This is a genomic window from Pseudomonas gorinensis (assembly GCF_042015035.1).
GTDB classification, from domain to species: domain Bacteria; phylum Pseudomonadota; class Gammaproteobacteria; order Pseudomonadales; family Pseudomonadaceae; genus Aquipseudomonas; species Aquipseudomonas gorinensis.
The window spans coordinates 3,630,341-3,656,369 of the sequence record NZ_CP167125.1 but is presented as its reverse complement, the minus strand read 5'-3'; the positions used below and the strand labels follow the sequence as shown (position 1 = coordinate 3,656,369).

26 protein-coding genes are annotated in these 26,029 nt (G+C 60.0%); 12 read left to right on the top strand and 14 right to left on the bottom strand.

Annotated elements, in window-relative coordinates; all coding sequences use genetic code 11:
• Nucleotides 1-12: 12 nt before the first annotated feature.
• Together AB7933_RS16690 and AB7933_RS16685 are read right to left on the bottom strand one after the other, a co-directional pair.
• The gene (locus tag AB7933_RS16690; RefSeq protein WP_024075368.1) at nucleotides 13-1,158 is read right to left on the bottom strand and encodes a glycerate kinase; all 1,146 of its coding nucleotides are present in this window, start codon (nucleotides 1,156-1,158) and stop codon (nucleotides 13-15) included.
• A 91-nt stretch (nucleotides 1,159-1,249) separates the two neighbouring features.
• Nucleotides 1,250-2,356, bottom strand: coding sequence for a sugar diacid recognition domain-containing protein (locus AB7933_RS16685; protein ID WP_024075367.1), 1,107 nt, complete (start codon nucleotides 2,354-2,356; stop codon nucleotides 1,250-1,252).
• 173 nt (nucleotides 2,357-2,529) lie between these two features.
• Between AB7933_RS16685 and AB7933_RS16680 the strand changes: the two genes are divergently transcribed.
• Complete coding sequence (locus AB7933_RS16680) at nucleotides 2,530-3,840, top strand: MFS transporter (protein ID WP_024075366.1); 1,311 nt, start codon at nucleotides 2,530-2,532, stop codon at nucleotides 3,838-3,840.
• A gap of 157 nt (nucleotides 3,841-3,997) precedes the next feature.
• On the opposite strand, the gene AB7933_RS16675 is transcribed toward AB7933_RS16680, so the two are convergent.
• Nucleotides 3,998-4,702, bottom strand: coding sequence for an SDR family oxidoreductase (locus AB7933_RS16675; RefSeq protein ID WP_024075365.1), 705 nt, complete (start codon nucleotides 4,700-4,702; stop codon nucleotides 3,998-4,000).
• Between the two features lie 101 nt (nucleotides 4,703-4,803).
• On the opposite strand from AB7933_RS16675, the gene AB7933_RS16670 reads away from it, so the two are divergent.
• Both AB7933_RS16670 and AB7933_RS16665 read left to right on the top strand, forming a co-directional pair.
• Nucleotides 4,804-5,706: a LysR family transcriptional regulator gene (locus AB7933_RS16670; protein ID WP_024075364.1), complete on the top strand. Its 903-nt coding sequence runs from the start codon at nucleotides 4,804-4,806 to the stop codon at nucleotides 5,704-5,706.
• Nucleotides 5,707-5,787: 81 nt separating this feature from the next.
• Nucleotides 5,788-6,798 (top strand): aldo/keto reductase, encoded by a 1,011-nt coding sequence (locus tag AB7933_RS16665; protein WP_024075363.1) that lies wholly within the window; start codon nucleotides 5,788-5,790, stop codon nucleotides 6,796-6,798.
• 34 nt (nucleotides 6,799-6,832) lie between these two features.
• On the opposite strand, the gene AB7933_RS16660 is transcribed toward AB7933_RS16665, so the two are convergent.
• Nucleotides 6,833-7,309, bottom strand: a complete 477-nt coding sequence (locus tag AB7933_RS16660) for an Lrp/AsnC family transcriptional regulator (protein WP_024075362.1) — start codon at nucleotides 7,307-7,309, stop codon at nucleotides 6,833-6,835.
• Nucleotides 7,310-7,443: 134 nt separating this feature from the next.
• On the opposite strand from AB7933_RS16660, the gene rarD reads away from it, so the two are divergent.
• Nucleotides 7,444-8,325: an EamA family transporter RarD gene (gene rarD / locus AB7933_RS16655; protein WP_024075361.1), complete on the top strand. Its 882-nt coding sequence runs from the start codon at nucleotides 7,444-7,446 to the stop codon at nucleotides 8,323-8,325.
• 56 nt (nucleotides 8,326-8,381) lie between these two features.
• Here rarD and hppD read toward each other — a convergent pair whose 3' ends face one another.
• Together hppD and AB7933_RS16645 are read right to left on the bottom strand one after the other, a co-directional pair.
• On the bottom strand, nucleotides 8,382-9,458 hold the full coding sequence (hppD, locus tag AB7933_RS16650; protein ID WP_024075360.1) for a 4-hydroxyphenylpyruvate dioxygenase: 1,077 nt from the start codon (nucleotides 9,456-9,458) through the stop codon (nucleotides 8,382-8,384).
• 245 nt (nucleotides 9,459-9,703) lie between these two features.
• Entirely contained in the window at nucleotides 9,704-10,627 is a 924-nt protein-coding gene (locus tag AB7933_RS16645; RefSeq protein WP_024075359.1) for a DMT family transporter, read from the bottom strand.
• Nucleotides 10,628-10,704: 77 nt separating this feature from the next.
• Here AB7933_RS16645 and AB7933_RS16640 point away from each other — a divergent pair, with 77 nt between their 5' ends.
• The 3 genes from AB7933_RS16640 (at nucleotide 10,705) to AB7933_RS16630 (ending at nucleotide 13,769) form a co-directional block, all read left to right on the top strand.
• Nucleotides 10,705-11,616, top strand: a complete 912-nt coding sequence (locus AB7933_RS16640; protein WP_024075358.1) for a LysR family transcriptional regulator — start codon at nucleotides 10,705-10,707, stop codon at nucleotides 11,614-11,616.
• A gap of 47 nt (nucleotides 11,617-11,663) precedes the next feature.
• Nucleotides 11,664-13,205, top strand: coding sequence for an EAL domain-containing protein (locus AB7933_RS16635; protein WP_024075357.1), 1,542 nt, complete (start codon nucleotides 11,664-11,666; stop codon nucleotides 13,203-13,205).
• Between the two features lie 198 nt (nucleotides 13,206-13,403).
• Nucleotides 13,404-13,769 carry a histone-like nucleoid-structuring protein, MvaT/MvaU family gene (locus AB7933_RS16630; protein ID WP_024075356.1) on the top strand — a complete coding sequence of 122 codons (366 nt, stop codon included), beginning with the start codon at nucleotides 13,404-13,406 and terminating at the stop codon, nucleotides 13,767-13,769.
• Between the two features lie 109 nt (nucleotides 13,770-13,878).
• On the opposite strand, the gene AB7933_RS16625 is transcribed toward AB7933_RS16630, so the two are convergent.
• Nucleotides 13,879-14,415, bottom strand: coding sequence for a DUF4946 domain-containing protein (locus AB7933_RS16625; protein ID WP_024075355.1), 537 nt, complete (start codon nucleotides 14,413-14,415; stop codon nucleotides 13,879-13,881).
• Between the two features lie 199 nt (nucleotides 14,416-14,614).
• Between AB7933_RS16625 and gloA the strand changes: the two genes are divergently transcribed.
• A complete protein-coding gene (gene gloA, locus AB7933_RS16620; RefSeq protein ID WP_024075354.1) occupies nucleotides 14,615-15,136 on the top strand; it encodes a lactoylglutathione lyase in 522 nt (173 codons plus the stop codon).
• Between the two features lie 51 nt (nucleotides 15,137-15,187).
• Here the strand turns inward: gloA and ahpF are convergent, their stop codons facing one another.
• The 3 genes from ahpF to AB7933_RS16605 all read right to left on the bottom strand — a co-directional run bounded on the left by ahpF (nucleotide 15,188) and on the right by AB7933_RS16605 (nucleotide 18,509).
• Nucleotides 15,188-16,753 carry an alkyl hydroperoxide reductase subunit F gene (gene ahpF, locus AB7933_RS16615; protein WP_024075353.1) on the bottom strand — a complete coding sequence of 522 codons (1,566 nt, stop codon included), beginning with the start codon at nucleotides 16,751-16,753 and terminating at the stop codon, nucleotides 15,188-15,190.
• A gap of 126 nt (nucleotides 16,754-16,879) precedes the next feature.
• The gene (gene ahpC, locus AB7933_RS16610) at nucleotides 16,880-17,443 is read right to left on the bottom strand and encodes an alkyl hydroperoxide reductase subunit C (RefSeq protein ID WP_003173835.1); all 564 of its coding nucleotides are present in this window, start codon (nucleotides 17,441-17,443) and stop codon (nucleotides 16,880-16,882) included.
• Between the two features lie 133 nt (nucleotides 17,444-17,576).
• Nucleotides 17,577-18,509 (bottom strand): site-specific integrase, encoded by a 933-nt coding sequence (locus tag AB7933_RS16605; RefSeq protein ID WP_024075352.1) that lies wholly within the window; start codon nucleotides 18,507-18,509, stop codon nucleotides 17,577-17,579.
• Between the two features lie 170 nt (nucleotides 18,510-18,679).
• Here AB7933_RS16605 and AB7933_RS16600 point away from each other — a divergent pair, with 170 nt between their 5' ends.
• Complete coding sequence (locus AB7933_RS16600) at nucleotides 18,680-19,687, top strand: DNA-binding protein (protein ID WP_024075351.1); 1,008 nt, start codon at nucleotides 18,680-18,682, stop codon at nucleotides 19,685-19,687.
• Here AB7933_RS16600 and gorA read toward each other — a convergent pair whose 3' ends face one another.
• Together gorA and galU are read right to left on the bottom strand one after the other, a co-directional pair.
• A complete protein-coding gene (gene gorA, locus AB7933_RS16595; protein WP_024075350.1) occupies nucleotides 19,688-21,046 on the bottom strand; it encodes a glutathione-disulfide reductase in 1,359 nt (452 codons plus the stop codon).
• A gap of 118 nt (nucleotides 21,047-21,164) precedes the next feature.
• Nucleotides 21,165-22,004, bottom strand: coding sequence for a UTP--glucose-1-phosphate uridylyltransferase GalU (galU, locus tag AB7933_RS16590; protein ID WP_003212579.1), 840 nt, complete (start codon nucleotides 22,002-22,004; stop codon nucleotides 21,165-21,167).
• Between the two features lie 309 nt (nucleotides 22,005-22,313).
• Between galU and AB7933_RS16585 the strand changes: the two genes are divergently transcribed.
• Both AB7933_RS16585 and AB7933_RS16580 read left to right on the top strand, forming a co-directional pair.
• Nucleotides 22,314-22,499 (top strand): hypothetical protein, encoded by a 186-nt coding sequence (locus AB7933_RS16585; RefSeq protein ID WP_016969599.1) that lies wholly within the window; start codon nucleotides 22,314-22,316, stop codon nucleotides 22,497-22,499.
• 143 nt (nucleotides 22,500-22,642) lie between these two features.
• Nucleotides 22,643-22,924, top strand: coding sequence for a hypothetical protein (locus tag AB7933_RS16580; RefSeq protein WP_024075349.1), 282 nt, complete (start codon nucleotides 22,643-22,645; stop codon nucleotides 22,922-22,924).
• A gap of 11 nt (nucleotides 22,925-22,935) precedes the next feature.
• On the opposite strand, the gene AB7933_RS16575 is transcribed toward AB7933_RS16580, so the two are convergent.
• Together AB7933_RS16575 and AB7933_RS16570 are read right to left on the bottom strand one after the other, a co-directional pair.
• The gene (locus AB7933_RS16575) at nucleotides 22,936-23,166 is read right to left on the bottom strand and encodes a hypothetical protein (RefSeq protein WP_024075348.1); all 231 of its coding nucleotides are present in this window, start codon (nucleotides 23,164-23,166) and stop codon (nucleotides 22,936-22,938) included.
• A 492-nt stretch (nucleotides 23,167-23,658) separates the two neighbouring features.
• Nucleotides 23,659-24,684 (bottom strand): IS110 family transposase, encoded by a 1,026-nt coding sequence (locus AB7933_RS16570; RefSeq protein WP_024074122.1) that lies wholly within the window; start codon nucleotides 24,682-24,684, stop codon nucleotides 23,659-23,661.
• A gap of 267 nt (nucleotides 24,685-24,951) precedes the next feature.
• On the opposite strand from AB7933_RS16570, the gene AB7933_RS16565 reads away from it, so the two are divergent.
• Nucleotides 24,952-25,929: a helix-turn-helix transcriptional regulator gene (locus AB7933_RS16565; RefSeq protein WP_024075347.1), complete on the top strand. Its 978-nt coding sequence runs from the start codon at nucleotides 24,952-24,954 to the stop codon at nucleotides 25,927-25,929.
• Nucleotides 25,930-26,029: the final 100 nt, after the last annotated feature.

The window sequence follows — 26,029 nt, the reverse complement described above, 5'->3', positions numbered from 1 at the left end:
GTAGGGGTGGCTCTATCGGCGGTGCAACGCCGCCAACCGCCACACCCGCGCAATATCCGCCGACCGCTCCCGCAACAAGCGCGGTGCCTCACTGCACGCCTGCTCCAGGCTCATCGGCCCGGAGGGCAAAGCAAAAGCCGCCGCCACCCCATGGGCGTACATCTGCTCGTAGCCCTCGCCCAGGGTGCCGGCGATCACGATGACAGGGACGTTGTGCCGGTGAGCGATACGCGCCACACCAAACGGGGTTTTGCCCCGCAGGGTCTGGGCGTCGAAGCGGCCTTCGCCGGTGATCACCAGGTCGGCGCCGCGTACGGCTTCGTCGAGGCCCACCAGTTCGGCCACCACCTCCACACCGGCGCGGAACTGTGCGCCCAGAAAGGCCTTGGCGGCGAAGCCCAGGCCACCGGCGGCACCGCTGCCGGGCTCGTCGCGCACGTCCCTGGGCAGGACCTGGGCGCAATGGTCGGCAAAGTGGCCAAGGGCGGCGTCCAGCTGTTGGACTTGCTCGGGGTTGGCGCCTTTCTGCGGGCCGAAAATCGCCGAGGCGCCGTGGGGACCGCATAACGGATTGTTCACGTCGGCGGCGATGTCGAAACGCACTTGGGCCAGGCGCGGGTCCAGTTGCTCGAGGCTGATACGTGCCAGTTGGCCCAACGCCAGGCCACCCGGTGCCAGGGCCTGATCTTCGGCGTCGAACAGTTGCACACCAAGGGCCTGCATGGCCCCCGCGCCGCCGTCGTTGGTCGCGCTGCCACCAATCGCCAGGATGATGCGTTGGGCGCCAGCATCCAGGGCCGCGCGGATCAGTTCGCCGGTGCCATAGGTGGTGGTCCGGCATGCATCGCGCTGGCCTGGCGGCACCCGTTGCAGGCCACTGGCCTCGGCCATTTCGATGATGGCGGTGTGGCTGTCGGCCAACCAGCCCCAACGCGCGTCAACCGTCGCGCCGAGCGGGCCGCGTACGCGCTGGTGACGCAGCTCGCCATTGCACGCCGCAAGCACCGAATCCACCGTACCTTCACCGCCATCCGCCATCGGGCACTGGATCAACTGTGCATCCGGCCAGACCTGGGCCAAGCCTTCGGCAATGGCCTGGGCGACGCCGTCGGCACTCAGGCTGTCCTTGAACGAGTCGGGGGCGATGATGATTTTCATGGGCTTTCTCCGGTTTTTATGACGCCCATGCTGCCAGTTGGCTCCGGGAATAACGCCGGTCCGATGCACAAGTGCGGGTGGGGTTTGTTGTTCATTCGGACAAAGGCTGGGGCAATAGCTGCACGCCAAGGTACAGCGCGAGCATGCCATCGAGGGTCAGCGGGTCGACGCCGCTCAGCTCGGCGATGCGTTCCATGCGGTAGCGCAGGCTGTTACGGTGGATACCCAAGGCATCGGCGCAAGCCTGGCTTTGCCCATCGTGATCGCACCAGCTGCGCAACGTGGCCAGGAGTTGGCCGTTACTGTCTTTGGCCAGCACTTTGCGCAAGGGGTTGAGCAGCTCGTCCAGCGCATCGTCGTTGCGATGGCGCCACAGCATCACCGGCAGACGGTAACGGTTGAGGGTCAACAGGCGCGACTGGGGCAAGATATCTCGCCCATAGGCCAACAAATCGCCGACCCTGCGGTAGCATCGACGCAATCCCGCCAGCCCATCGGCCTGCCCGCCAACGGCGACGCGCAGGATGTTCCAGCCCAGGCCCTGAAGCTTCTCCAGCAGGCGCAGGTTGTCCACCGGCACGGCTGCCGGTCGGCACCACAGCAGGGAAAACTGCGCCGAGCTCACACACCAGCTGTCCGGGTAGCGCGATGTCAGCCAGGCACTCAAGGCCTCCGCCGATTGCCCCACCCCCAATTCGAACAGGTAAGGCGTGCGTGCCATCTGCGGTTTGAGCCCCAGTTGTTGGGCTTCGTCCACCAGGCGGGGAGAGTCGCCGCTGTCAGCCAGCAACAAGGCGAGCAGATCGTCGCAGCGCTGGCGCCGCCATTGTTGTTCAACCTGCTGGTGACGCTGGCTGACCAACATTTCGGCGGTCATGCGCACCAGCTCGGCATAGGTGCGCAGCCCTTCCGGTTCGCCGGTGATGCCCAGCACGCCGATCAGGCGCTGGTCATGCATCAGCGGCAGGTTGATACCGGGCTGTACGCCTTTGAGGTGCTTGGCAGTCTGCCCATCGATCTCGACCACGCGGCCATTGGCCAATACCAGTTGCGCCCCTTCGTGGCGGGTGTTGATGCGTTCGGGCTCACCACTGCCGAGGATCAGGCCCTGGCTGTCCATGACGTTGACGTTGTGGGGCAGGATCGCCATGGTGCGGTCGACGATATCCTGCGCCAAGTCATGATCCAGCTCGAACATGGGGCCATCTCCTGGAAAGAAGTCGTTGAAAGGGAGGGTTGTTCATCGGCACAGCGCAAACGATGCTTCACTGTGCGCGAGCACAAAGACAGCACCCCGCCAGGTGGCCGAGACTCGTTGGGCGATCAACGTTACCTGCGCATCGCGAAAAATCATAATAAAGAGAGATCCCCATGTCACAGAGCGCCGCTGCCACACTGGCCACCGATGACGATAAAAACGCCATCTACAAGCGCATCACCCTGCGCCTGATTCCCTTCATCTTCATCTGCTATCTGTTCAACTACCTCGACCGGGTAAACGTTGGCTTTGCCAAGTTGCAGATGCTCGATGCCTTGAAGTTCAGCGAAACCGTCTACGGCCTTGGCGCCGGGATTTTCTTTATCGGCTACGTGCTGTGCGGCGTGCCGAGCAACCTGGCGTTGACCAGGTTCGGCCCACGACGCTGGATTGCATTGATGATGATCGTCTGGGGCACGCTGTCGACCTGCCTGTTGTTTGTCACCACGCCGACGCACTTCTATACCTTGCGCCTGTTTACCGGTGCCGCAGAAGCGGGCTTCTTTCCCGGCGTGGTGTTGTACCTCTCGCAGTGGTTCCCGACGTTCCGCCGTGGTCGCATCATGGCCTTGTTCATGTCGGCGATCCCGGTCTCCGGCTTGCTCGGCAGCCCGTTCTCCGGCTGGATTCTCAACCACTTCGCTGCCGGCCAAGGCGGCCTCGCGGGCTGGCAGTGGATGTTCCTGCTGCAAGGCATCCCGACCGTGATCCTCGGCGCCCTCGCCTACTTCCTGCTCAGTGACAGCTTCGCCAACGCCAAGTGGCTCAAGCCCCACGAGCGCGCGGTGCTGGAGGCCGACCAAGCGACGGATTTGGCGAACAAGCCGAAAACCACCACGGACTCCCTGGGAGAAGTGTTCAAGAATCCGGCGATCTGGGCTTTCGGCCTGATCTACTTCTGCATCCAGAGCGGCGTGTACGCGATCAACTTCTGGCTGCCGTCGATCATCAAGAACCTGGGGTTCAGCGATAACCTGGTGATTGGCTGGCTCAGCGCGATTCCCTATCTGCTGGCCGCGGTGTTCATGTTGCTGGTGGGCCGCTCCGCCGACCTGCGCAAGGAGCGGCGCTGGCACTTGGTGGTGCCGATGCTGATGGGCGCAATCGGCTTGGTCATCGCGGTGAATTTCGCCACCACGCCGGCCATTGCGATTCTTGGCCTGACCATCGCGACCATGGGCGCCCTCACCGGCCTGCCGATGTTCTGGCCGGTGCCGACCGCCATGCTCAGCGCAGGCGCAGCAGCCGGTGGCTTGGCGCTGATCAACTCCATGGGCCAGATGGCCGGCTTCCTCAGCCCGTATATCGTCGGCTTTGTGAAGGATGCCACCGGGTCGACGGATATGGCGCTGTACTTGCTGGCTGCGGTGATTGTCGCGGGCAGTGTGCTGGCGTTACGCATGACGCGGACCTTGAAGGCCTGACGCCGCTTATGTAGGAGCGAGCTTGCTCGCGAAAAACCTCAACGATAACGCGTGTTTCCTGAATCAACGCGGCGCCTGTGAGTTTTTCGCGAGCAAGCTCGCTCCTACAGAAGGCGAGGTACGCTTAACTGGGAGACCCGTTTGCCGGGCGACAGCGCTACAGCAGACCGCCGCCGTCGATATCGATCACGGCACCGGTCATAAAGCTATTCTCCATGGCCAGCACATACCCGGCCGCCACCTCCTCCGCTTGCCCCACGCGCCCTACCGGCAACGCGCCGCCCGCCTTGGCAAACATCGCCAGCCGTTGTTCTTCAGCCAGCCCGGCATACGCCGGTGTGTCGATCACGCCTGGGCTGATCACATTGACCCGACGCGGTGCCAGCTCCTTGGCCAGTTGCTTGCCCAATGCTTCAGTGGCGGCGTTGATACCGGTCTTGATGAACTGCCCCGGTGCCAATTTTCTCCCCAACTGGCCAGAGGTCAGGCTGATGCTGCCGCGCTCATGCATAAAAGGCAGGGCCAACTGGATGGCGCGCAGTGAACCCCAGAGCTTCACGTTGAAATTGTCCTGGGCTTCGTCCAGGTCCGTTTCGACCAGGGGTTTGGCCCGTACCGAAGGGCCCGAGGTATAGACCAGGTGGTCAAAGCGCCCCACGCGTTCGAACAGTTGCTGGAGGGAGTTGGCGTCGGTCACGTCCACCGGTTCGCTGCGCACGCCGTTATCGACGCCGGAGGACAGGCGTCGGCCGGCCAACACCACCTGCGCACCACGTGCGGTCGCCGCCTTGGCCACGGCGGCACCGATACCGCTGCTGCCGCCGATTACGATCACGGTTTGACCGCTGAGGGAGGATGTCATGGGGAAATGTCCTGGGTTAGAAAGTGAGCGTTCATCTTCCCAGCTTGGCAATCGACGAAAAATCCCGGTAAAACGACAGGATCTTTAAAGGATTTTTATAAATGAGCTCGATTCTCGACCTGGAAGTCTTTGTTCGCACCGCCGACACCGGCAGCCTGTCTGCCGCCGCGCGCAGCCTGGGGCTGAGCCCGGCCGCCGCCAGCATCGCCCTCAAGCGCCTGGAAACCCGCCTGGGCAGTCGCCTGCTGGCGCGCTCCACACGCAGCATGCGCCTGACCGAAGAGGGTCGGCGTTACCTCGACAGCGTGCGCGAGGCGCTGGCGACGCTGGCCGAGGGTGAGCAAGCGCTCAGGCAGCAAAGCCACGGCCTGACCGGGTTGTTGCAGTTGGCGGCGCCGTCGGATTTCGGGCGCAACGTGGTACTGGGCTGGCTGGATGCGTTCAAGCTCGAGCACCCCAACATCCGTTTGCAATTGATGCTCAACGACAGCAATGCCGACCTGTTCCGCGAAACCGTCGACATCGCCCTGCGTTTCGGTGTCCCCCGGGACTCCAGCCTGGTGGCGCTGCCGGTGGTGCCCGATCATCGACGCATCCCCTGCGCCAGCCCCGACTACCTGGCGCGCCATGGTACGCCGCGCACCCCGACGGAGCTGGCGCAACACAACACGCTGCGCTACATGCGCCAGGGGCGCGCCAACAACACCTGGTACTTTCGCCAAGGCGCCGTGCTCCAGGAAGTCGAGGTGACGGGCGATTACCTGAGCGATGACGGTGAAATCGTGCGGCGCTGGGCATTGGCCGGCCATGGCATCGCCTATAAGGCCAACCTGGATATCGCCCGCGACCTCAAGGCCGGACGCCTGGTGCAACTGCTGCCGGACTGGCAGGGCGAACCGACGCCGTTCAACCTGATGTGCCCCCACCGCCTGCAAGTGTCGGAGCGGGTGAAGGTGTTGCACCGTTTTTTACAGGTGCGCTGCCAGGCCTTGCTGAACGAATGAAGAAACGCGCGCAGGGCTTGTTCCAGAGCCTGCGAGTCTGGTATTGCATAACGTACATTTGCGCGTTTCGAGGAGCTTTCCATGATTTACCGCACACTGGGCCAGTCCGGCTTGAAGGTCAGCGCGCTGACCCTGGGCACTATGATGTTTGGCGAACAGACCAGCACCGAGGACTCGCTGCGCATCATCGACAAGGCCTGGGACCAGGGCATCAACTTTATCGACACGGCCGACGTCTACACCGGCGGGCGCTCCGAAGAAATCGTCGGTGAGGCCATCGTGCGTCATCGCGAGGACTGGGTGGTGGCCTCGAAAGTCGGCATCGGCCCCGTCGACGGCGTGCCCAATCGCAGCGGTTTGAACCGCAAGCGGATTTTCAACGCGCTGGAAGCCAGCCTGAGGCGCCTGGACACGGATTACCTGGACATCTACTACCTGCACCGCGAAGACCACGGCACGCCGCTGGAGGTGACCGTGTCGGCGATCGGCGACCTGATTCGCCAAGGCAAGATCCGCTATTGGGGCCTGTCCAACTACCGGGGCTGGCGCATTGCCGAGGTGATCCGCGTGGCCGAGCGCCTGGGTGTCGACAAGCCGATCATCAGCCAACCGCTGTACAACATCGTCAATCGCCAGGCCGAGGTCGAACAGCTCACCGCCGCCGCCGCGTACGGCCTGGGCGTGGTGCCTTACAGCCCATTGGCCCGGGGCGTGCTCAGCGGCAAGTATGCGCCCGACGTCACCCCTGAACCGGGCAGCCGCGCCGCGCGCCAGGACAAACGCATCCTGGAAACCGAATGGCGCGTAGAGTCACTGCGAATTGCCCAGCAGATCCAGCACTACACCCAAGGGCGCGGTGTGGGGATGGTCGAGTTTGCGATTGCCTGGGTGCTGAACAACTCGGCAGTGAGTTCGGCGATCGTCGGGCCTCGTACCGAAGCCCAGTGGGACGCCTACACCGGAGCGCTGGATGTGCACATCAGCGCTGAGGATGAAGCGTTCATTGACTCACTGGTGACACCGGGGCATTCGTCGACGCCGGGGTTCAATGACGTGGGCCACTTCGTCTCCGGGCGAATCGCGCGACCTTGAGCCGACGCCCATCGCTTGGATGTGCGCCGCTGGCTCAGTCCAGCGGCACATCCAGGCTGACCTTGACCCGGTCCATCACCACGATGCTGCGGAACCACTTGATATTGCGGTTCTCGTAGAACAACTGCCGGGCCAGGGTCTCGTATGCCTTCATGGTCTCCACCACGATCACCAACATGAAATCCGCATCGCCAGTGACGTAATAGCACTGCTGCACCTGGGGAATCGACATCTGCGCCTTGAGTACATCAAGGTCTTCGATGTGCGTGCGTTCGGCGTGCACCTCCACCAGGATCGTGATCGGCTTGCCCAGCGCCTCCTGGTTGACCACCGCCGTATTAGCCGTGATCACCCCGCTCTGCTGCATGCGTTTGATTCGCCGCTGCACGGCAGCCGTCGACAAGTTGACCTGCTCGCCAATCACCCGCAGGGCGGTGGTGTTGTCATGTTGCAGGTGCTTGAGAATCGCCACATCGAATGCGTCGAGGGGTGGCTGCGGGGGGATGGACATCCGTACGAACCCTGGGTGTGAGAAAATTTCCCATAAGATGCCCCAAAACAGAGCAAACGTCTCAGCTCAAAAGCAATATATTCCCAGCCTGAAATCCCCCCTCTTTTTTAGCTATCGGTTTTCGCGAGGACAGCGTGTCTAAAGGTGTTGTGTTATCGGTATCGGCCTCGGTGTTATTTGCCGTGATGTATTACTTCACGTCATTGCTCACGCCATTGAGCGGCCTGGAGATTTTTGGCTGGCGCATGTTGCTGACCGTGCCGTGCATGACGGTGTTCATGCTCGTTACTGGCGAATGGCGACGGGTGTGGGAACTGTTGCGCAGGTTGGCGGCCCAGCCACGGCTGATTGCCGGGGTGGTGGTGTCCTCGGCTTTGCTCGGGGTGCAACTGTGGCTGTTTATGTGGGCGCCGCTCAACGGGCGCAGCCTGGACGTGTCGGTGGGGTACTTCCTGCTGCCGCTGACCATGGTGCTGATCGGGCGCCTGGTGTATGGCGAACGCCTTTCGCGCCTGCAACAGATTGCCGTGGTCTTCGCCGCCCTGGGGGTGCTGAACGAGTTGTATCAGGCGGGCGGTTTTTCCTGGGCCACGTTGGTGGTGATCATCGGCTACCCGGTGTATTTCGTTGTGCGCAAATACCTGGCAACCGACCACTTGGGCGGGTTGTGGCTGGACATGGCGTTGATGCTGCCGGTGGCCTGGTGGTTCGTGCAAAGCGGCGAACAAGGCTTCGCGGTGCTGGATGCCTATCCGAAGCTGTACGCACTGATCCCGATGCTGGGCTTGATCAGCGCTTCGGCGCTGGTGAGCTATATCATTGCCAGCCGCTTGCTGGCGTTCAGCCTGTTCGGCCTGCTCAGCTATGTGGAGCCGGTGTTGCTGCTCGGCGTGGCGTTGCTGCTGGGTGAAGGGATCAAGGCCGGGCAATGGCTGACGTACATTCCGATCTGGCTGGCGGTGATGGTGCTGGTATATGAAGGCTTCAAGCACCTGGTGCGCCAGCGAAAAGCCTGACGCCAGGCAAAAAAAATCGCCCGGCCGAGGCAGACCTCGACCGGGCGGTTTTTTGTTCAGTCGGCGGTCAATACACCGCGACGTACCTGGTCACGCTCGATCGACTCGAACAACGCCTTGAAGTTGCCCTCCCCGAACCCATCGTCGCCCTTACGCTGGATGAATTCGAAGAACACCGGGCCCATCAGGGTTTCCGAGAAAATCTGCAGCAACAGGCGCTTGTCGCCTTCAATGGACGAGCCGTCCAACAGAATGCCACGCGCTTGCAGTTGGTCCACGGGTTCGCCGTGGTTCGGCAGGCGGCCTTCGAGCATTTCGTAGTAGGTGTCCGGCGGTGCCGTCATGAAACGCATGCCCATGCGCTTCAACGCGTCCCAGGTCTTGACCAGGTCGTCGGTGAGGAACGCCACGTGCTGGATGCCCTCGCCGTTGAACTGCATCAGGAACTCTTCGATCTGCCCTGCGCCCTTGGACGACTCTTCGTTCAACGGGATGCGGATCATGCCATCCGGGGCGCTCATGGCCTTGGAAGTCAGGCCGGTGTATTCACCCTTGATGTCGAAGTAGCGGGCTTCACGGAAATTGAACAGCTTCTCGTAGAAGTTGGCCCAGTAAGCCATGCGCCCGCGGTACACGTTGTGGGTCAAGTGATCGATGACCTTGAGGCCGGCGCCTACCGGGTTGCGCTCCACGCCTTCGAGGTACACGAAATCGATGTCATAGATCGAGCTGCCCTCACCGAACCGGTCGATCAGGTACAGCGGTGCTCCGCCAATCCCCTTGATGGCCGGCAGGTTCAGTTCCATCGGCCCGGTTTCGATATGGATCGGTTGCGCGCCCAACTCCAGGGCACGGTTGTAGGCTTTTTGTGAATCCTTGACGCGAAACGCCATGCCACACACCGACGGGCCGTGTTCGGCGGCGAAATACGAGGCGATGCTGTGGGGCTCGTTGTTGAGGATCAGGTTGATCTCGCCCTGGCGATACAGCTCCACGTTCTTGGAACGGTGGGTCGCGACCTTGGTGAAGCCCATGATCTCGAAGATCGGTTCCAGGGTGCCGGGGGTGGGCGATGCGAATTCAATAAATTCAAAGCCCATCAGGCCCATCGGGTTTTCGTATTGGTCTGCCATGTTCGGCGCCTCATCATGCTTATGATTAACGGATATCAATTGCCAGCAAGGATGAAGCGCGAGGGCGGTGCACACGAGAGGCCCCGCACGCTGCGGGCGAGGAAATCACCAAAGATGAGGGGGGAGCCGAGTAGCTTCATGGTTACATCAGTCTCTGACGGCCGAGGCTTGCGTGAGCGCAAGTCCATATTCTTGTATGCGTAAATCGATTCTACACAGCGTAACCGAGTTTGTCCGTACTCTTATCAAATCCCCATTGCCCTGACCCGCGCAAGGGGTTTGTTGCACAGGTAGATCCCCAGCAGGATGACCGCGCCCCCCATCAGCATCGGCGCAGTCAGAGGCTCTCCCAGCAGCAATGCGCCACAGATCACGGCCGTCAGCGGATTGAGCGCGATAAATACCCCGGAACGTGTCGCACCAATGCGCCGGATACCCTCGTAGTAGCCGATATACGCCAGGGCCGAGCCCAGCACACCCAGGTACAGCAAGCTCAAGAGTTGTGGCAGATGAACGTTGCCGAGTGCTGCGGTGGTGAAGCTTCCCGTGGCCAACGTGGCAGTGCCCAGCATCGACGTCCCCAGCAATATCGACCAGGTCACCGTCTGCAAGGGGCCCAGGCTTTGGTTGAGTCCACGAGACAGCAGCGAGTAGACGCCCCACCCCGCCACGCAGCCGAGAATGAGCAGGTCGCCGATCCAGGCGTGGCTGGCCCCCTGCAACACGTGCGGGTTGCGGCTGACGATCACCGCCGCCGCGCCAACCAGGCACAACACGATGCCCAGCCACTGGGCGCGACCCAGGCGCTCCTTGAACCACAGCCAGGACGCCAGGCCGATCACCGCCGGGTTCAGCGCGACGATCAGTGATGCCCGCGAAGCATTGATGTACTGCAGCCCATAGAAGAAGCACAGGTTGTAGAAAAAGATCCCAAAAAACCCCAATACCGCCAACCGTGCCAGTTGGCGGGGGCTTGGGCGTACCAGCGCAATGCGCGCGCAAGCCAGGTACAGCAGCAGCGCCAGGCTCGCCAGGAGAAAACGCAGGCTGGCGGCCAGCAATGGATTGATCTGATCGGCCAGGTAACGCCCGGCGACGAAGGTGCCGCCCCAGACCATGGTAACGGCGGCGAGTTTGCAGTAAGTCAGGCGATCCGGGCTGGGGCTCATAGAAAGTTGCTCGAGGGGCGAAAGAATGCAGTTATTCTTTTGCTAATACTTCCTCATCGTAAAATGAGTGTTTGCTCATGACCCTGACTCAATTGGAAATCTTTGCCCTGGTTGCCGAGCTGCAAGGCTTTACCAGTGCGGCCCACCGGCTGGGCATCAGCCAATCCGCGGTATCCCACGCCATCAAGGCGCTGGAGCAGGAGTTGGGCGTGGAACTGTTTCGACGTCACCAAACCCTGGTGGAGCCGAGCGATATTGGCCAGCAATTACTCGGGCGCGCCCGTGCCATGCTGGGCCTGGCCAACACCCTGCAACAGGAGGCCGCCGATGCTCGAGGCATGAAGCGCGGCACCTTGCGCATCGGTTCGTTTGGGCCCACCGCGTCAAATCGCTTGCTGCCGAGCATTCTCAGGCGGTTTCGCGCAGCGCATCCCGGCATCGAAGTGCACGTGGACGAGGGGCCTGATCGGCAAGTACTCCAGTGGCTGGATGAGCGGCGTATCGACGTCGGTTTCGTGGTACTGGAACAAGAGCGCCTCGACACCTTTGCGGTGTTCGAAGACCAGTTGGTGGCGCTGTTGCCCGCCGATCATCCCCTGGCCGCACGAGAGGCCCTGACCCTGCGAGACCTGTGTGACGATCCGTTCATTCTCACCGAGGCCGGCTCCTCGGAGTTGGTCACTCGCCTGTTCAGCGCGGCCCGGTTGCAGCCGAAGGTACGCTATCGCTGCGCCCAACTGCTCAGCACCCTGGAAGCGGTCAGTCGTGGCGATGGCCTGAGCATCGTGGCAGAAGCCTCGTTACCGCAGGCAAGCGACCCGCGTTATGTCAAACGCGCGTTGTCACCCCGCGTGCCGCGCCAGATCGGCCTGGCCGTGCTGGACCGGCGCCAGTCGTCTCCTGCCACGCTGGCCTTTATCGCGATGGCACAGGCCCCGGGAATGGCGAGCATATTTCCAGCCGGCCATCTATCATCGACGCATCCCTGACCGGCCTACCGGTACATTCCCCCACTGTGTAACAGGCCGTAGAACTCATGCCGCTCACCGTCCAAGGTCCTCGAAAGCCCTTCACACGCTACTCGATCAGTGCATTGTCCGGGCTGCTGCCGATCCTGCTGGGTGTCGTCATCCTGTACTGGCAAGCCGAAGGCACGCTTGAACAGAGCACGGCCCAGACGGCCCAGGAGGCCGTGCGCCAGTTCGACCTGATGCTCGACAACACCGCACTGGCGGCCCAAGCCTTGCTCCCGCTGGCCGGCCAACCCTGCGACGCCGCTACGCAATTGGCCTTGCGCGAACAGGTCACGCGCCGACCGTTCGTACGCGCCACCACCTTGTCCTGGCAGGAAAACATCTATTGCAGCTCATTGTTCGGCAGCCACTACGCATCGCAGGTCAATCCGGATGATTATGTGGACGGTCGCCTGTGGTTGATGAATGGCAACCCGGTCACACCGGATACCGCGCTGCTGGTCTATCGCCTGGTCGAAGGCGACCAAGGTGCCTTTGCCTCGATCGATGGCTACCACCTGACCAACGCCCTGCGCCTGATCAGCCGCTATGCGCAATTGGTCCTGCAAGTGGGCCCCCATTGGCTGGACGCTGAGGGCAACGTGCATGACACGGCCGTGCCGCAGTTCGCGGTGGCCCACCACCACCTGGTCTCGCCGCGCTATCACTACAGCGTCGAAGCCGGTATGCCGGCGGGTGAAACCTGGCGTTATATGCAAGCGCGCTACCCGGCGATGTTCAGCCTGGTCGTGTTCTTCGGCATCCTGGCGGGCCTGCTTGCGCACTGGCTGCAAAAACGCGTGTCGGCCCCCTCCCATGAGTTACAGCGCGCGTTGGGGGCCAACGAGTTCATGCCTTATTTTCAACCCGTGGTCCGCGGCGATACCCGCCAGTGGGCGGGCTGTGAAGTGCTGATGCGCTGGAAACACCCCAAGGAAGGCCTGGTGCGCCCCGACCTGTTCATTCCGCTGGCCGAGGATTGCGGCCTGATCGTACCGATGACCCGCGCGCTGCTACGCCAAACAGCCGCGCAACTGGCGCCCCATGCCGCGCGCTTCAGCCCAGGCTTTCATATCGGCGTGAATATTACCGCCCGCCACTGCGAGGACCTGGCGCTCGTGGAAGACTGCCGGGAGTTTCTGGCGGCCTTCACGCCTGGCCAGGTCACACTGGTACTGGAGCTGACCGAACGTGAGTTGATCGAGCCCACGGACATCACCCGCCGCCTGTTCGACGCCTTGCATGCGCTGGGCGTCATGATCGCCATCGACGACTTCGGCACGGGTCATTCCAGCCTGGGTTACTTGCGTAACTTCAATGTGGACTACTTGAAGATCGATCAAAGTTTTGTCGCCATGATCGGTGTGGACGCGCTCTCGCGGCACATCCTGGACAGCATCATAGAACTGTCCGTCAAGCTCGACCTGGGCATCGTTGCCGAAGGCGTGGAAACAGCAGAGCAATGTGAATACCTTGCCGCACACGGTGTGCACTTCCTACAGGGTTATCTGTTTGGTCGTCCTTTACCTTGTGATGAATTCATTAAATCCCTGGCCCGCCATTGAATAGCCAGCGACTAATACGATGAAATAATGTTGTTCAGACAAAAGACATGATTTACTCATGACGGATTAACTACTACAATTTTTCTTGCCTGTGCAGAAGTCCGCAGGACGGCTTTTTCCTCGAGTCGCCTTAACGCGCTTGGCTTGTAGCTTTGTCTGCAGTTGATATCAGTCAAATACACTATTGGAGTACAGATTTTGTCCAGACTCGCCGAATTTCGCGCAGCAGAAAAAGCCCTTCAAGAACAGCTTGCCCAGCTGGAGTCCTTGAAGAACGATGCCGGCCTGAAGAAAGAAATCGAATTCGAAGAAAAGCTTCAAGCGCTCATGAAGAGCTATGGCAAAGGGCTGCGCGATATCATCTCGATCCTCGATCCCAACCTGGGCAAGGCCGGTGCGTCGGTTGTCGCCGCACCAAAACAGCGCCGCGCACGCGTGGTCAAGGTTTACCAAAACCCGCACACCGGCGAACTGATCGAAACCAAGGGCGGCAATCACCGCGGCCTGAAAGCCTGGAAAGAACAGTATGGCGCCGCCACTGTAGACTCCTGGCTTCGCGGCTGATCCACCGCACTAACAAAAAGCCTCGCATAAGCGAGGCTTTTTATTTTCGAGTTCGAAAACGAACTTAAATAACATTTCATTCGGTTCAAAAACGATTGATGTAACGCCATCAAAGTTTCAAGCTGTCACGCACCGAACTGACTTCATCCTTGCTCGCTTCGTAAGCTTGCGCTTGGCCCGCGTATGAAAATACATAGGCTTTATCGACATCAACAGCGCCCACCAATGTTTGCGACAGCACATGCCGCCCGTTTTCGGTAATCACGCAAGTAGTTTCGAGCGCATCGAGGCGACTCAACGTCGTGGGGTGCATCTTGGTGCAAACGCTTTGATAACCGCCTTGGGCAAAATCCTTCTGGATGGATTTACGCATTTCCAGCAATACCCCCTGAAGATTAACTTTATGCCCGGCCTCGATCGGCGTGCCAGTCAACTCCATGACCATCAGGGTGCTGCCGTTTTCATCGTTCTTGATGGCCCGTTGGCGCGACACGGTGGCAGGGTTGGCGGGTGCCTGGTCGTCGGGCACCACCTCCTCCACCTGCCAGCCACTGGGCCAATGAATTTCCGGGTCGGCCGCCAGCACAAAGGGGCTGCCCATCAGCAAACACAAGGAACTCAACAGCGGTCTACGAAATTCGATCATTGCAAAAAACGCCCAAGGTTCAAGCGACAAAGTTTGAGCCTCGGCACCCACGGGCCGCAAGGTCCGTGTGGGCTTTTTCATTTGGCGCTGCGCGCAGGCCTTGCGTATCATGGTTCGGCTGCACGGATGCCAGCCGCAAGCCAAGGGACCGCTCATCTCACATCGAGCCGCATTTGCCCGATTTTTTCCTGGAGGGCCCATGAGCCTGCACGATCTGAACACTTTCCCGGGCGTCACCGCCCAACCTGACACCGCCACCGCGAACTTCGTGTTCAACCACACCATGCTGCGGGTCAAGGACATCACCAAATCGCTGGATTTCTACACCCGCGTACTGGGTTTCTCCCTGGTTGAAAAACGCGACTTCCCGGAAGCCGAATTCAGCCTGTACTTCCTGGCGTTGGTGGATAAGGCCCAGATCCCGGCCGACGCTGCCGAGCGCACCCAGTGGATGAAGTCGATCCCAGGCATCCTGGAACTGACCCACAACCATGGCACCGAAAACGATGCCGACTTTGCCTACCACAACGGCAACACCGATCCGCGCGGCTTTGGCCATATCTGCATTTCGGTGCCGGATATCGTGGCGGCATGCGAACGTTTCGAAGCCTTGGGTTGCGATTTCCAGAAGCGCCTGACCGATGGTCGCATGAAAAGCCTGGCGTTCATCAAGGACCCGGATGCGTACTGGGTTGAGATCATTCAGCCAGCGCCGCTGTAAACGAAAAAACCCCATGATCGCTCATGGGGTTTTTCATTTCCGGGCCCGGATTTACGCCGGAGCGGACGTCCGAATCAGGTGATCGAACGCACTCAGGGAAGCCTTGGCGCCCTCTCCAACCGCGATCACAATCTGCTTGTACGGCACCGTGGTCACGTCACCGGCAGCGAATACACCGGGCAATGAGGTTTCGCCACGGGCGTCGACAATGATCTCGCCACGGGGCGTCAGCTCCACGGTGCCTTTGAGCCAGTCGGTGTTGGGCAGCAAGCCGATCTGCACAAAGATGCCTTCCAACTCGAGGGTCTTGAACTCGCCGCTGTCGCGATCCTTGTATGCCAGGCCGGTGACTTTCTGGCCATCCCCCTTGACTTCACTGGTCAACGCGCTGGTGATCACGTCAACGTTGGGCAGGCTGTACAACTTGCGTTGCAGCACCGCATCGGCGCGCAGCTTGCTGTCAAACTCGAGCAGCGTGACGTGGCTGACGATACCTGCCAGGTCAATGGCGGCTTCGACGCCGGAGTTACCGCCGCCAATCACGGCCACGCGCTTGCCTTTGAACAGCGGGCCATCGCAGTGCGGGCAAAAACACACGCCCTTGGCCTTGTATTCCTGCTCCCCCGGCACACCCATTTCGCGCCAGCGGGCGCCAGTGGCCAGGATCACTGTCTTGGACTTGAGCGTCGCACCGCTTTCAAAGCGAATTTCGTGCAGCTCACCGGCATTTTTCGCCGGGATCAGGCTGCTGGCGCGCTGCAGGTTCATGATGTCGACGTCGTACTGGCGCACATGGGCTTCGAGCGCGCTGGCCAGTTTCGGCCCTTCGGTTTCCTGTACCGAAATAAAGTTCTCGATGGACATGGTGTCCAGCACCTGACCGCCGAAACGTTCGGCTGCCACGCCAGTACGGATGCCTTTGCGCGCTGCGTAGATGGCGGCTGCCGAACCGGCCGGGCCACCACCGACGACGAGTACATCAAAGGCGTCCTTGGCGCTGATTTTCTCAGCGGCTTTTTCGATGCCGCTGGTGTCGAGCTTGGCGAGGATTTCTTCCAGGCCCATGCGGCCTTGACCGAAGTTCACCCCGTTGAGGTAGACACTGGGCACCGCCATGATCTGGCGCTCATCGACTTCCGCCTGGAACAGCGCGCCGTCGATGGCGACGTGGCGTATGTTCGGGTTCAGCACAGCCATCAGGTTCAGCGCCTGGACCACGTCCGGGCAGTTCTGGCAGGACAGCGAGAAGTACGTCTCGAAGCTGAACTCGCCTTTAAGGGCGCGAATCTGTTCAATCACTTCGACACTGGCCTTCGACGGGTGGCCACCGACTTGCAGCAGGGCCAACACCAACGAAGTGAATTCATGACCCATGGGGATACCGGCGAAACGCAGTCTGATATCGGCACCCGGGCGGTTGATGGAGAACGACGGCTTGCGCGCATCATCGCCATCGGTTTTCAGGGTAATCAGCGTGGTGAGGCTGGTTACGTCCTGCAAAAGGGCAAGCATTTCCTGGGATTTCGCGCCGTCGTCGAGGGAGGCGACGATCTCGATCGGCTGGGTGACCCGTTCCAGGTATGACTTCAACTGAGCTTTAAGATTGGCGTCCAACATACGGGCGATTTCCTGTTCATTCGGTTTATTGCAGACAAAAAAACGCCCGAGCGAATCTCGCCCGGGCGTTTCGAGGGCGGTGTTGCTTACTTAGGTGCGGTAATCCGCCCTTGATACTTCACAGACTTAGATCTTGCCGACCAGGTCCAGGGACGGCGCCAGGGTGGCCTCGCCTTCTTTCCACTTGGCTGGGCACACTTCACCTGGGTGCGCAGCGACGTACTGGGCTGCCTTGATTTTGCGCAGCAGCTCGGAAGCGTCACGGCCAACACCACCGTCGTTCAGCTCAACGATCTTGATCTGACCTTCAGGGTTGATGACGAAGGTGCCGCGGTCTGCCAGGCCAGCTTCTTCGATCAGTACGTCGAAGTTGCGGGAGATGGTCAGGGTCGGGTCGCCGATCATGGTGTACTGGATCTTGCCGATGGCTGGCGAAGTGTTGTGCCAGGCAGCGTGAGCAAAGTGGGTGTCGGTGGAAACACTGTAGATTTCCACGCCCAGTTTCTGGAACTCGGCGTAGTTGTCAGCCAGGTCTTCCAGCTCGGTAGGGCAAACGAAGGTGAAGTCGGCTGGGTAGAAGAACACTACAGACCATTTGCCTTTCAGGTCAGCGTCGGTCACGTCTACGAAGTTGCCGTTTTTGTATGCGGTAGCTTTGAACGGTTTTACTTGGCTGTTGATGATAGGCATCGTTGACTCTCCGTCAGGGGTTAAGAAGTTGATGAAGTGAATCCTACCCACTCTTCTGGACGATGGCTCATTGGCAAACCTGATGCTGACGATTGGCTTTCTCTATCAGGAAACCGTATTAATAGAAGAAACATCAAATCAGCGCGGGAGTGGCCAAGGTCATGCCGAGAAAGGGTGTTGCTTCAACATAGCGCATGGCCGATTTCATGTCGCTCCAGCCGACGTAACTCATCAGCGACTTCAAATCCCAGCCGCTGCGATGGGCCCAGGTCGCAAAGCCACGGCGCAGGGAGTGACTGGTGTAGTGCTCGGCAGCAATGCCCGCACGCTCAAGGGCCTGGCGCAGCAGCGGAATCACACTGTTGGGGTGCAACCCCTGCTCACCCACGTTGCCCCAGCGGTCGATACCGCGAAATACCGGACCGCGCACCAGGGCCGACGCGCTGAGCCACTCGCTGTAGGCCTGCACCGGGCACAACCTTAGTAAAGCGGGGGTTTGGTAGGTCTTGCCGAGGTTGTCGCGATCGCTTTTGCTGCGTGGCAGATACAGGCTGATGCCGGCTCCGGGCACGGCCTGGACATGCTCGATGCTCAGCCGACATAACTCATCGCTGCGAAACCCCCGCCAGAAGCCCAGCAGGATCAGTGCAGTGTCGCGCTTGGCGCGCAACCATCGAGCTTGATCCTGAGCCTTGCCCGCCTCGATCGCCTCAACCTCAAGGGACGCCACCACTTGCTCCAGATGCTTGAGCTGCAACGGCTCGGCCTGTTTTTCCTGCGCAGGGTGCACGGCGCGAATGCCCTTGAGCACCTTGCGCACGACCGGCGCCTTGGTCGGGTCGGGGAACCCCTGGCTGGTGTGCCATTGCGCCAGCGCCGAGAGCCGCAGTTTCAAGGTGTTGACCGCCAACACCCCGGCGTGCGCCACCAGATAACGCGCCACGCTGTCGCTCGTCGCCGGCAGGAATCCGCCCCAGCTCACTTCGAAGTGCTCGATGGCCGCGCGATAGCTGCGGCGCGTGTTATCGCGGGTGGCTGCGTTGAGGTAACGATCCAGATCGCTCATGAAAGGCCTATTCGTACTGCTATCGGGGGTATCGGCGACTGAAACCTGTTTGACACGGGATAATACGCCAATATCCCATCTGTTAAATCATGAATTTGAACCCTATTTTATTCGTGATATAGTATGTATCTACATAATACGTACCACAGTACTAAATCGACGGAGACCCCATGGCTCGCGGCGGCATAAACAAAGCAGTAGTTCAAACGGCACGCCTGGCGATCCTTGCCCGCGGCGAGAACCCCAGCATCGATGCCGTGCGCATCGAAATGGGCAATACCGGCTCGAAAACCACGATTCATCGTTATTTGAAAGAATTGGATGAGAGTGAAACCCGCCTGACCATTACCGAAGCCCCCATCGACGAGGAGCTTGGCGAACTGGTGGCGCGCTTGGCCCAGCGCCTGAAAGAGAAAGCCCAGGAGCCGATTGACCTGGCCTTGGCGCAGTTTGAACAGCAGAAGACCGCCCTGCTCGCCCAGATCAATGCGCTGGAAGAGGCCCACAGCCAGCTGCAGCAGCAATTCGATATCCAGGCCGCGGCCCTCGCCGAAGAAAGTGCCGCCCTGCAAACCGCCAGCACCAGCCTGCAGACCGAGCAAACCCGCAACGCCGGCCTCAGCCAGGCGTGCAGTGACTACGAGCTGCGGATCAGTGACAAGGACGAACAGATTCGCTCCCTGGAAGAAAAGCACCTGCATGCCAGGGATGCGCTGGAGCATTACCGCACTGCAATCAAGGAGCAACGCGAGCAGGAACAGCGTCGCCATGAAGGCCAGCTGCAGCAGGTCCAGGCGGAACTGCGCCAGGCCCAGCAAAGCGCCATGGTGCGCCAGGACGAGATCACTCAACTGCACCGCGACAACGAGCGGTTGCTGATCGAGCAACGGGTAACAACGAAGGAACTCAGTGCATTGCAGGAGCAAATCCGCAAGGATCAGGCTCACCAGCTCAAGCTGAGCGAACAGGTCAATCAGATCGACAACGAACGCACCGTGCTTCAGGAGCGCCTGCGCGTCGCAGTACTGGACAGTCAATCACGCCAGGAAGCGCTGATCGCCCACCAGCAGACGAACAAGGCACTGGAACTGGACCTGATCAAGGCCCAGGCCACCATCGACGCGTTGCGCCTGGCGGCCGTCATTGCAACGGCGCCAGAGGCCACGCCTAAAGCCTGATCAGCCAGCCACAGGCGTGCGCATGGTGACGAACTCTTCCGCCGCCGTGGGGTGCACGCCGATGGTTTCATCGAAATGCTGCTTGGTCGCGCCCGCCTTGAGCGCGATCGCCAGGCCCTGCACGATTTCGCCGGCGTCCGGGCCAACCATATGGCAACCCAGCACTTTGTCGGTGTCGGCATCGACCACCAGCTTCATCAAGGTTTTCTCCTGACAGTCTGTCAGCGTCAGCTTCATTGGCCGGAACCGGCTTTCAAAGACCTGCACCGCATGGCCCTTTTCGTTCGCTTCTTCTTCCGTCAGGCCAACGGTGCCGATGTTCGGCAAGCTGAACACCGCCGTCGGGATCATCGCGTAGTCCACCGGGCGATATTGCTCAGGTTTGAACAAGCGACGCGCCACAGCCATGCCCTCGGCCAGCGCGACCGGGGTCAATTGCACGCGCCCTATCACATCGCCAATGGCCAGGATCGACGATTCGGTGGTCTGGTACAGGTCATCCACTTCGACAAAGCCGCGCTTGTCGAGTTTGACGCCAGTGTTTTCCAACCCCAGGTTATCCAGCATCGGACGACGGCCAGTGGCGTAGAACACACAATCGGCTTCCAGCACTCGACCATCTTTCAGCGTTGCCTTGAGGCTGCCATCGGCCTGCTTGTCGATGCGCTCGATATCGGCGTTGAACTGCAGGTCGAGGCCGCGCTTGGTCAGCTCTTCCTTCAAATGCGTACGCACCGAACCGTCGAAACCACGCAGGAACAGGTCGCCGCGATACAACAAGGAAGTGTGGGCCCCCAAGCCATGGAATATCCCGGCGAACTCGACGGCGATATAACCGCCCCCCACCACCAGCACACGCTTGGGCAGCTCTTTCAGGAAAAACGCCTCATTCGAACCGATCGCATGCTCGCGCCCCGGAATCTCAGGGATCTGCGGCCAGCCGCCCGTGGCGATCAGGATATGCTTGGCGGTGAAGCGCTCACCATTGATCTCCACCTGATGCGGGTCGACCAGCCGTGCGTGCCCCTCATGCAGGGTGACGCCGCTATTGACCAGCAGGTTGCGATAGATGCCATTGAGACGGTTGATCTCGCGATCCTTGTTGGCGATCAGGGTCGCCCAATCAAAGTTCGCCTCCCCCAGGGACCAGCCAAAGCCACTGGATTGCTGGAAATCTTCGGCAAAATGCGCGCCGTACACCAACAGCTTCTTCGGCACGCAGCCGACGTTCACGCAGGTACCTCCCAGGTAGCGGCTTTCTGCGACAGCCACCTTGGCACCAAAACCGGCGGCAAAGCGCGCCGCACGAACGCCACCGGAACCGGCGCCAATTACATACAGGTCAAAATCGTAGGCCATTTCACTCTCCTCGGCAGGCCATCAGCATACCGACTTACATGGGGCTGAAAAACGAAAAAGCCACCCGAAGGTGGCTTTCTCTAGCGTTCGTACTTTAAATCAGGCGGGCAACCGTGAATCAGTAAGCCTTGCCAGTCTTGTAGAAGTGCTCGTAGCAGAAGTTGGTCGCTTCGATGTAGCCTTCGGCACCACCGCAGTCAAAGCGGCGACCTTTGAACTTGTAGGCAATCACGCAACCGTCTTTGGCCTGCTTCAACAGGGCGTCGGTGATCTGGATCTCGCCACCCTTGCCTGGCTCGGTTTCTTCGATCAGCTTGAAGATGTCCGGGGTCAGGATGTAACGACCGATGATCGCCAGGTTCGACGGTGCATCTTCCGGTGCTGGCTTCTCGACCATGTCGCGTACGCGGATCAGGCCGTCGCCAATGTCGTCGCCAGCGATCACGCCGTACTTGTTGGTTTCCTGAGGGTCAACCTCTTGAACCGCGACGATGGTGCAACGGTATTTCTGGTACAGCTTGACCATTTGGGTCAGGACGCCGTCGCCTTCCAGGTTTACACACAGGTCATCCGCCAGGACCACGGCGAACGGTTCGTCACCGATCAGTGGGCGGCCGGTGAGGATGGCGTGGCCGAGGCCTTTCATCTGGGTCTGGCGGGTGTAGGAGAACGAGCACTCGTCGAGCAGTTTACGGATGCCGACCAGGTATTTTTCCTTGTCGGTGCCCTTGATCTGGTTTTCCAGCTCGTAGCTGATGTCGAAGTGGTCTTCCAGCGCGCGCTTACCGCGGCCAGTAACGATAGAGATTTCGTTCAAGCCGGCATCCAGTGCCTCTTCGACGCCGTACTGAATCAGTGGCTTGTTCACCACCGGCAGCATCTCTTTGGGCATGGCCTTGGTCGCTGGCAAGAAGCGAGTGCCGTAACCGGCTGCTGGGAACAAGCATTTCTTGATCATATGAGTCCTTACAAAGGGCTGTGCGTACGGAATTCGGCGCAGTCTAATCAGGCCGCAGTCACCTTACAATGGGTCCTGCTGGCGTTGCGATGTCAACATAGAGAAAAAATGTCGTCGTAAGTTCCGCTAATCCTACGAAGCGCTTCACTAACGACACCTCCAAATCAGATTTTTCCTCCGATTTAAAAGGGACCCAACCTTTTTAGCACGCTTTTCGGCGCCAGACATTGACATGGAATAACTTCGGCGAGCCTGCGACATTTGGCGCTATCATTACGCCTTTGAATCCGACCACGAGATTGTTAATAGATGTCAGAACCCAAAGGCGTAAATGGCTACCTGATCACCCAGCGTGCGGACGGCTGGCACCTGATCAACTTCCACGGAGACAGCGTCGCCGGCACATTCGCGACCGAACGTGAAGCGATTGCGGTTGCCGAAGTGTTCGTGGATGAAGCAGGCCACGCGTCGAGCAAGCGCCCGAAGGGCAAGTAAACCTCGCCGCCCAGCGCATAAAGCCCCGTTCAACGGGGCTTTTTTGTGTTTGTCTGTACCTACATGGCAGTTCGCTATAATCTTCCGCAAACGCCCCACGACAGTGTCCGCGCTCCTTCCAACACCTTTGACGACGAACACACATGAACAAGATTCTGGCCCTGACTGCGGTACTGGCGCTTACCGGTTGCACCACCACCTCTGACGTCTATCTGAAAAACGGCGAACAGGGGCTGACCATCGATTGCTCGGGCGAAGCCAACTCCTGGGCCAGTTGCTACGAAAAGGCTGACGCCTCCTGCGCGGGCACCGGTTATCGCATCGTCGGTACCGAGGGTACGCCGGCGTTGAGTGAAGATGACAAGACCCTGGGCAAGGATGTCGGCAACTTCAAAAGCCGCAGCGTGGTAGTGGTCTGCAAGTAGGCGCAAGTGCCCTACATGTGAATTTCCGCAAACTTGATGCCGAGGCCGCGAATGGTCTCGATCAGGTCGTCCAGGCGCTGGAACGACTCCACCTCATCCTGATCATCCACCAGGAAAAAACTGCGCCCACCGCTTTTCTTGAAGAATACGATCCACTCGCCCGGATCGGCGGGGTTCTGGATGACATGGGTGGCCGAAATCTGACCATCGGCATGTTGGGCTCTGACGTGCTCGCGTTTCATGACAGGTTTCCACATAAAGACAAATGCCGCGCAAACCCAAGGCTTGAGCGGCATTTTTGCATTGAATGACCGACAGTTTAACGGATGCCCTGCCCGATCAGCACGCCCTCTGCGGTTTGAGCGTAAAGATTGACCCCCGCGTGGCCGCTCGTGGCTGTTGACGTAGGCTGCTACGCCCCGGCAGGCACCCTGGCTCCGGTTGTAACGCTTGGCGGGTGGCGACAACTCATAAAAAATCTATGGTCCCCCCATTTTTGCAATACTGATTAACGGGCGATGTGGTTGGCTTGCTTAAATCTATCCGGCGTCTGTTTGGGGCTTGCCCCAGCGCCACGATGAGAGTCGCGCCTGACGATCCTTAAAAGCCCGTCGGCTTCTGAAGCCGATTTTTATGTCAGGATCTTCGCCAGGCCGGTAGGCCGTTCACGTCATCCGTTGTTCAGCTATCGCAAAACCTGAAGGGTGAATTGTGGTACTGCAACAACCGCAGGGTCAGGCGTTCAAGGCGTCTGGCCCTGCTTCATATTGCGCATGGTGAGCCGCTATCGCCCAAGCGATACGCGCCAGTTTGTTGGCCAGGGCACAGGCCACCACATTCGAGTGTCGTCGGCGCAGCAGCGCTCGCACCCAGTCGGCCAAAGCCCCCTTCTGATGATCCAGCCTCTGCATGTAAACCCTGGAGCATTGCACCAGCAGTTGCCGCAGGTGCTTGTCACCCCGCTTGCTGATCCCCAACAAATTGGCTTTGCCGCCCGTGCTGTACTGTCGCGGCACCAAGCCCACTGAAGCCGCAAAATCGCGACTGCATCGGTATTGCTTGCCATCGCCCATTTCTACAGCCAGAAGGCTGGCGGTGATCGGACCGACACACGGCATGCTAAGCAAACGGCTCCCCAGATCATCGTCGGCCAGCTGGCAAGCCAGTTGTTTGTCCAGTTCCTTGATCTGTTCATCCAGGTAAACGAAGTGATCGTGCAGGCGTTGCAACAGCACTGTCAGCCGCACAGGCAGCTCATGCTCGGCCAAAACAGCTGCCAAACGCTTCATGATGGCTGAGCCTTTGGGCAGGCTGATGCCAAATTCCAGCAGGAAACCGTGCATCTGATTGGCTGTCTTGGTGCGGTCATGCACCAACGACTCGCGCATGCGATGCAGGACAGACAGGGTTTGCTGAGACTCGGTTTTAGGCGTAACGAAGCGCATGGACGGACGGGAAGCCGCCTCGCAAATGGCCTCTGCGTCGATAAAGTCATTTTTGTTGCCCTTGACGAAAGGGCGGACAAACTGCGGTGAAATCAACTTGGTCGTATGCCCCATCGCCGCAAGCTGACGGGCGATGAAGTGAGAGCCGGCACAGGCTTCCGTTACCACGACGCAGCTCGGCAAGTTGCCGAAGAACCGCATCATCTGCGCTCGCGAGAGCTTTTTGCGAAACACCTCGCGGCCCGATTTGTCTTGGCCCAGAAGGTGGAAATTATGTTTGCCGAGATCGATCCCGATCAGTGCTGACTCGCTCATGATGATGGCCTCCAAAAACAAAACACCCTGCGAAAGCGTAGCCCTCGCAGGGTGTGGGGGTGACCATCTCATTAGCCCGGTTGCGTTTGCGCGACAGCCGATGCCCGCAGCCGTCAGTCATACGATCCATCGTGCATCTGTAGGATAGCGATCCTCTTTCAAACCGCTGATACTCATCCCCAGGCCCTGCCCACGTCCAGACGACGTTCCGGTCCTTAATGACTTCGTGACGAAAACAATAAGAATGTCGCACAGAGGTACCTACGAATGAGCCGTCATGATCATGGACATGCCAGCCTCCTGGAAGCGTTCAGCGCGATAACACTGGAGCTTCAGCGCCTGGCGCAGAACAAAGATATCGAGCATTTCCATCACGCCGCGCTGAGCTGCATCAGCCAACTGTTGCCCTTCGACAGTGCCTGGTGGGGCCGTGCGGCACTGATTGACGGGTTGCCTGAAGAACACCACTCCTACCTCTACAAATTGCCCCGCAGCTACCTGCCGGACTGGCAATCGATTCGTCATATCGACGTGACCGTCGGCAAGGTCCACGACAACCTGGGACAAGCGGTCATCGTCGACATGCGCAACCCCGCCAGCGGTCCTGGGCTCAACTGGCTCGGCGAGCTGTATGGCATTGGCCAATTGCTGTGCGTTGCGTACGTCGACCCGCAGACCCACCTCAGTGATCACCTCACGGTGTATCGCGCTCCCGACGCACCGTGCTTTACCGGTCAGGATTGCCTGTTGCTGAACAACCTCATGCTGCATCTGGTAGCGGCGGTATCGGCCAATCAGATCCGCACCCTGGTGGCCATGCGCGAAACCCTCACCAGCCCGCGCAATCTGGCGCTCGCCGTATGCGACCAGCGCGGCACACTGCACTGCGCGGAACGTGGCTTCGTCGACTTGCTGCTGAGCGAATGGCCGGACTGGACCGGCCCTTGCCTGCCGGTGGCGATGGACGCCCAGGGGTATGAAGGCAAGCACTTGCAGGTCGAGGCTTCGACGGTCGGTGACCTGTTCCTGCTGGCAGCCCGCAGCCGCACGGTGCTGGTGCAACTGAGCCCACGGGAAAACGATGTGGCCCAGGGCTTCGGCGAAGGCAAGACCTACAAGGAAGTCGCCCGCGATCTGGGCATGTCACCCAATACCGTGCGCCACCACATCCGCGCCATCTACAGCAAACTCGGGGTCAAGGACAAAGCCCGAATAGCTCATCTGCTGCACGCCCCGCCTGACTGATCTGCACCGCTGACTCGCGCTGACTTTTTCGCGGTCCTTTTGACCGCCACGGGGCGCTTTTGCGCTTTTTTTTGCCCCTCTGCCAATGACGGGCGATCCG

What these genes read in the sequence shown, in the direction of transcription:
- ahpC (WP_003173835.1), bottom strand. Translation starts at nt 17,443, where the DNA reads ATGCCTATCATCAACAGCCAAGTAAAACCGTTCAAAGCTACCGCATAC.
- galU (WP_003212579.1), bottom strand. Translation starts at nt 22,004, where the DNA reads ATGATCAAGAAATGCTTGTTCCCAGCAGCCGGTTACGGCACTCGCTTC.
- AB7933_RS16605 (WP_024075352.1), bottom strand. Translation starts at nt 18,509, where the DNA reads ATGAGCGATCTGGATCGTTACCTCAACGCAGCCACCCGCGATAACACG.
- AB7933_RS16580 (WP_024075349.1), top strand. Translation starts at nt 22,643, where the DNA reads ATGAACAAGATTCTGGCCCTGACTGCGGTACTGGCGCTTACCGGTTGC.
- AB7933_RS16575 (WP_024075348.1), bottom strand. Translation starts at nt 23,166, where the DNA reads ATGAAACGCGAGCACGTCAGAGCCCAACATGCCGATGGTCAGATTTCG.
- AB7933_RS16600 (WP_024075351.1), top strand. Translation starts at nt 18,680, where the DNA reads ATGGCTCGCGGCGGCATAAACAAAGCAGTAGTTCAAACGGCACGCCTG.
- AB7933_RS16670 (WP_024075364.1), top strand. Translation starts at nt 4,804, where the DNA reads ATGAGCTCGATTCTCGACCTGGAAGTCTTTGTTCGCACCGCCGACACC.
- hppD (WP_024075360.1), bottom strand. Translation starts at nt 9,458, where the DNA reads ATGGCAGACCAATACGAAAACCCGATGGGCCTGATGGGCTTTGAATTT.
- AB7933_RS16635 (WP_024075357.1), top strand. Translation starts at nt 11,664, where the DNA reads ATGCCGCTCACCGTCCAAGGTCCTCGAAAGCCCTTCACACGCTACTCG.
- AB7933_RS16565 (WP_024075347.1), top strand. Translation starts at nt 24,952, where the DNA reads ATGAGCCGTCATGATCATGGACATGCCAGCCTCCTGGAAGCGTTCAGC.
- gorA (WP_024075350.1), bottom strand. Translation starts at nt 21,046, where the DNA reads ATGGCCTACGATTTTGACCTGTATGTAATTGGCGCCGGTTCCGGTGGC.
- AB7933_RS16665 (WP_024075363.1), top strand. Translation starts at nt 5,788, where the DNA reads ATGATTTACCGCACACTGGGCCAGTCCGGCTTGAAGGTCAGCGCGCTG.
- gloA (WP_024075354.1), top strand. Translation starts at nt 14,615, where the DNA reads ATGAGCCTGCACGATCTGAACACTTTCCCGGGCGTCACCGCCCAACCT.
- AB7933_RS16640 (WP_024075358.1), top strand. Translation starts at nt 10,705, where the DNA reads ATGACCCTGACTCAATTGGAAATCTTTGCCCTGGTTGCCGAGCTGCAA.
- AB7933_RS16685 (WP_024075367.1), bottom strand. Translation starts at nt 2,356, where the DNA reads ATGTTCGAGCTGGATCATGACTTGGCGCAGGATATCGTCGACCGCACC.
- AB7933_RS16585 (WP_016969599.1), top strand. Translation starts at nt 22,314, where the DNA reads ATGTCAGAACCCAAAGGCGTAAATGGCTACCTGATCACCCAGCGTGCG.
- AB7933_RS16570 (WP_024074122.1), bottom strand. Translation starts at nt 24,684, where the DNA reads ATGAGCGAGTCAGCACTGATCGGGATCGATCTCGGCAAACATAATTTC.
- AB7933_RS16690 (WP_024075368.1), bottom strand. Translation starts at nt 1,158, where the DNA reads ATGAAAATCATCATCGCCCCCGACTCGTTCAAGGACAGCCTGAGTGCC.
- AB7933_RS16680 (WP_024075366.1), top strand. Translation starts at nt 2,530, where the DNA reads ATGTCACAGAGCGCCGCTGCCACACTGGCCACCGATGACGATAAAAAC.
- AB7933_RS16660 (WP_024075362.1), bottom strand. Translation starts at nt 7,309, where the DNA reads ATGTCCATCCCCCCGCAGCCACCCCTCGACGCATTCGATGTGGCGATT.
- ahpF (WP_024075353.1), bottom strand. Translation starts at nt 16,753, where the DNA reads ATGTTGGACGCCAATCTTAAAGCTCAGTTGAAGTCATACCTGGAACGG.
- AB7933_RS16675 (WP_024075365.1), bottom strand. Translation starts at nt 4,702, where the DNA reads ATGACATCCTCCCTCAGCGGTCAAACCGTGATCGTAATCGGCGGCAGC.
- AB7933_RS16625 (WP_024075355.1), bottom strand. Translation starts at nt 14,415, where the DNA reads ATGATCGAATTTCGTAGACCGCTGTTGAGTTCCTTGTGTTTGCTGATG.
- AB7933_RS16645 (WP_024075359.1), bottom strand. Translation starts at nt 10,627, where the DNA reads ATGAGCCCCAGCCCGGATCGCCTGACTTACTGCAAACTCGCCGCCGTT.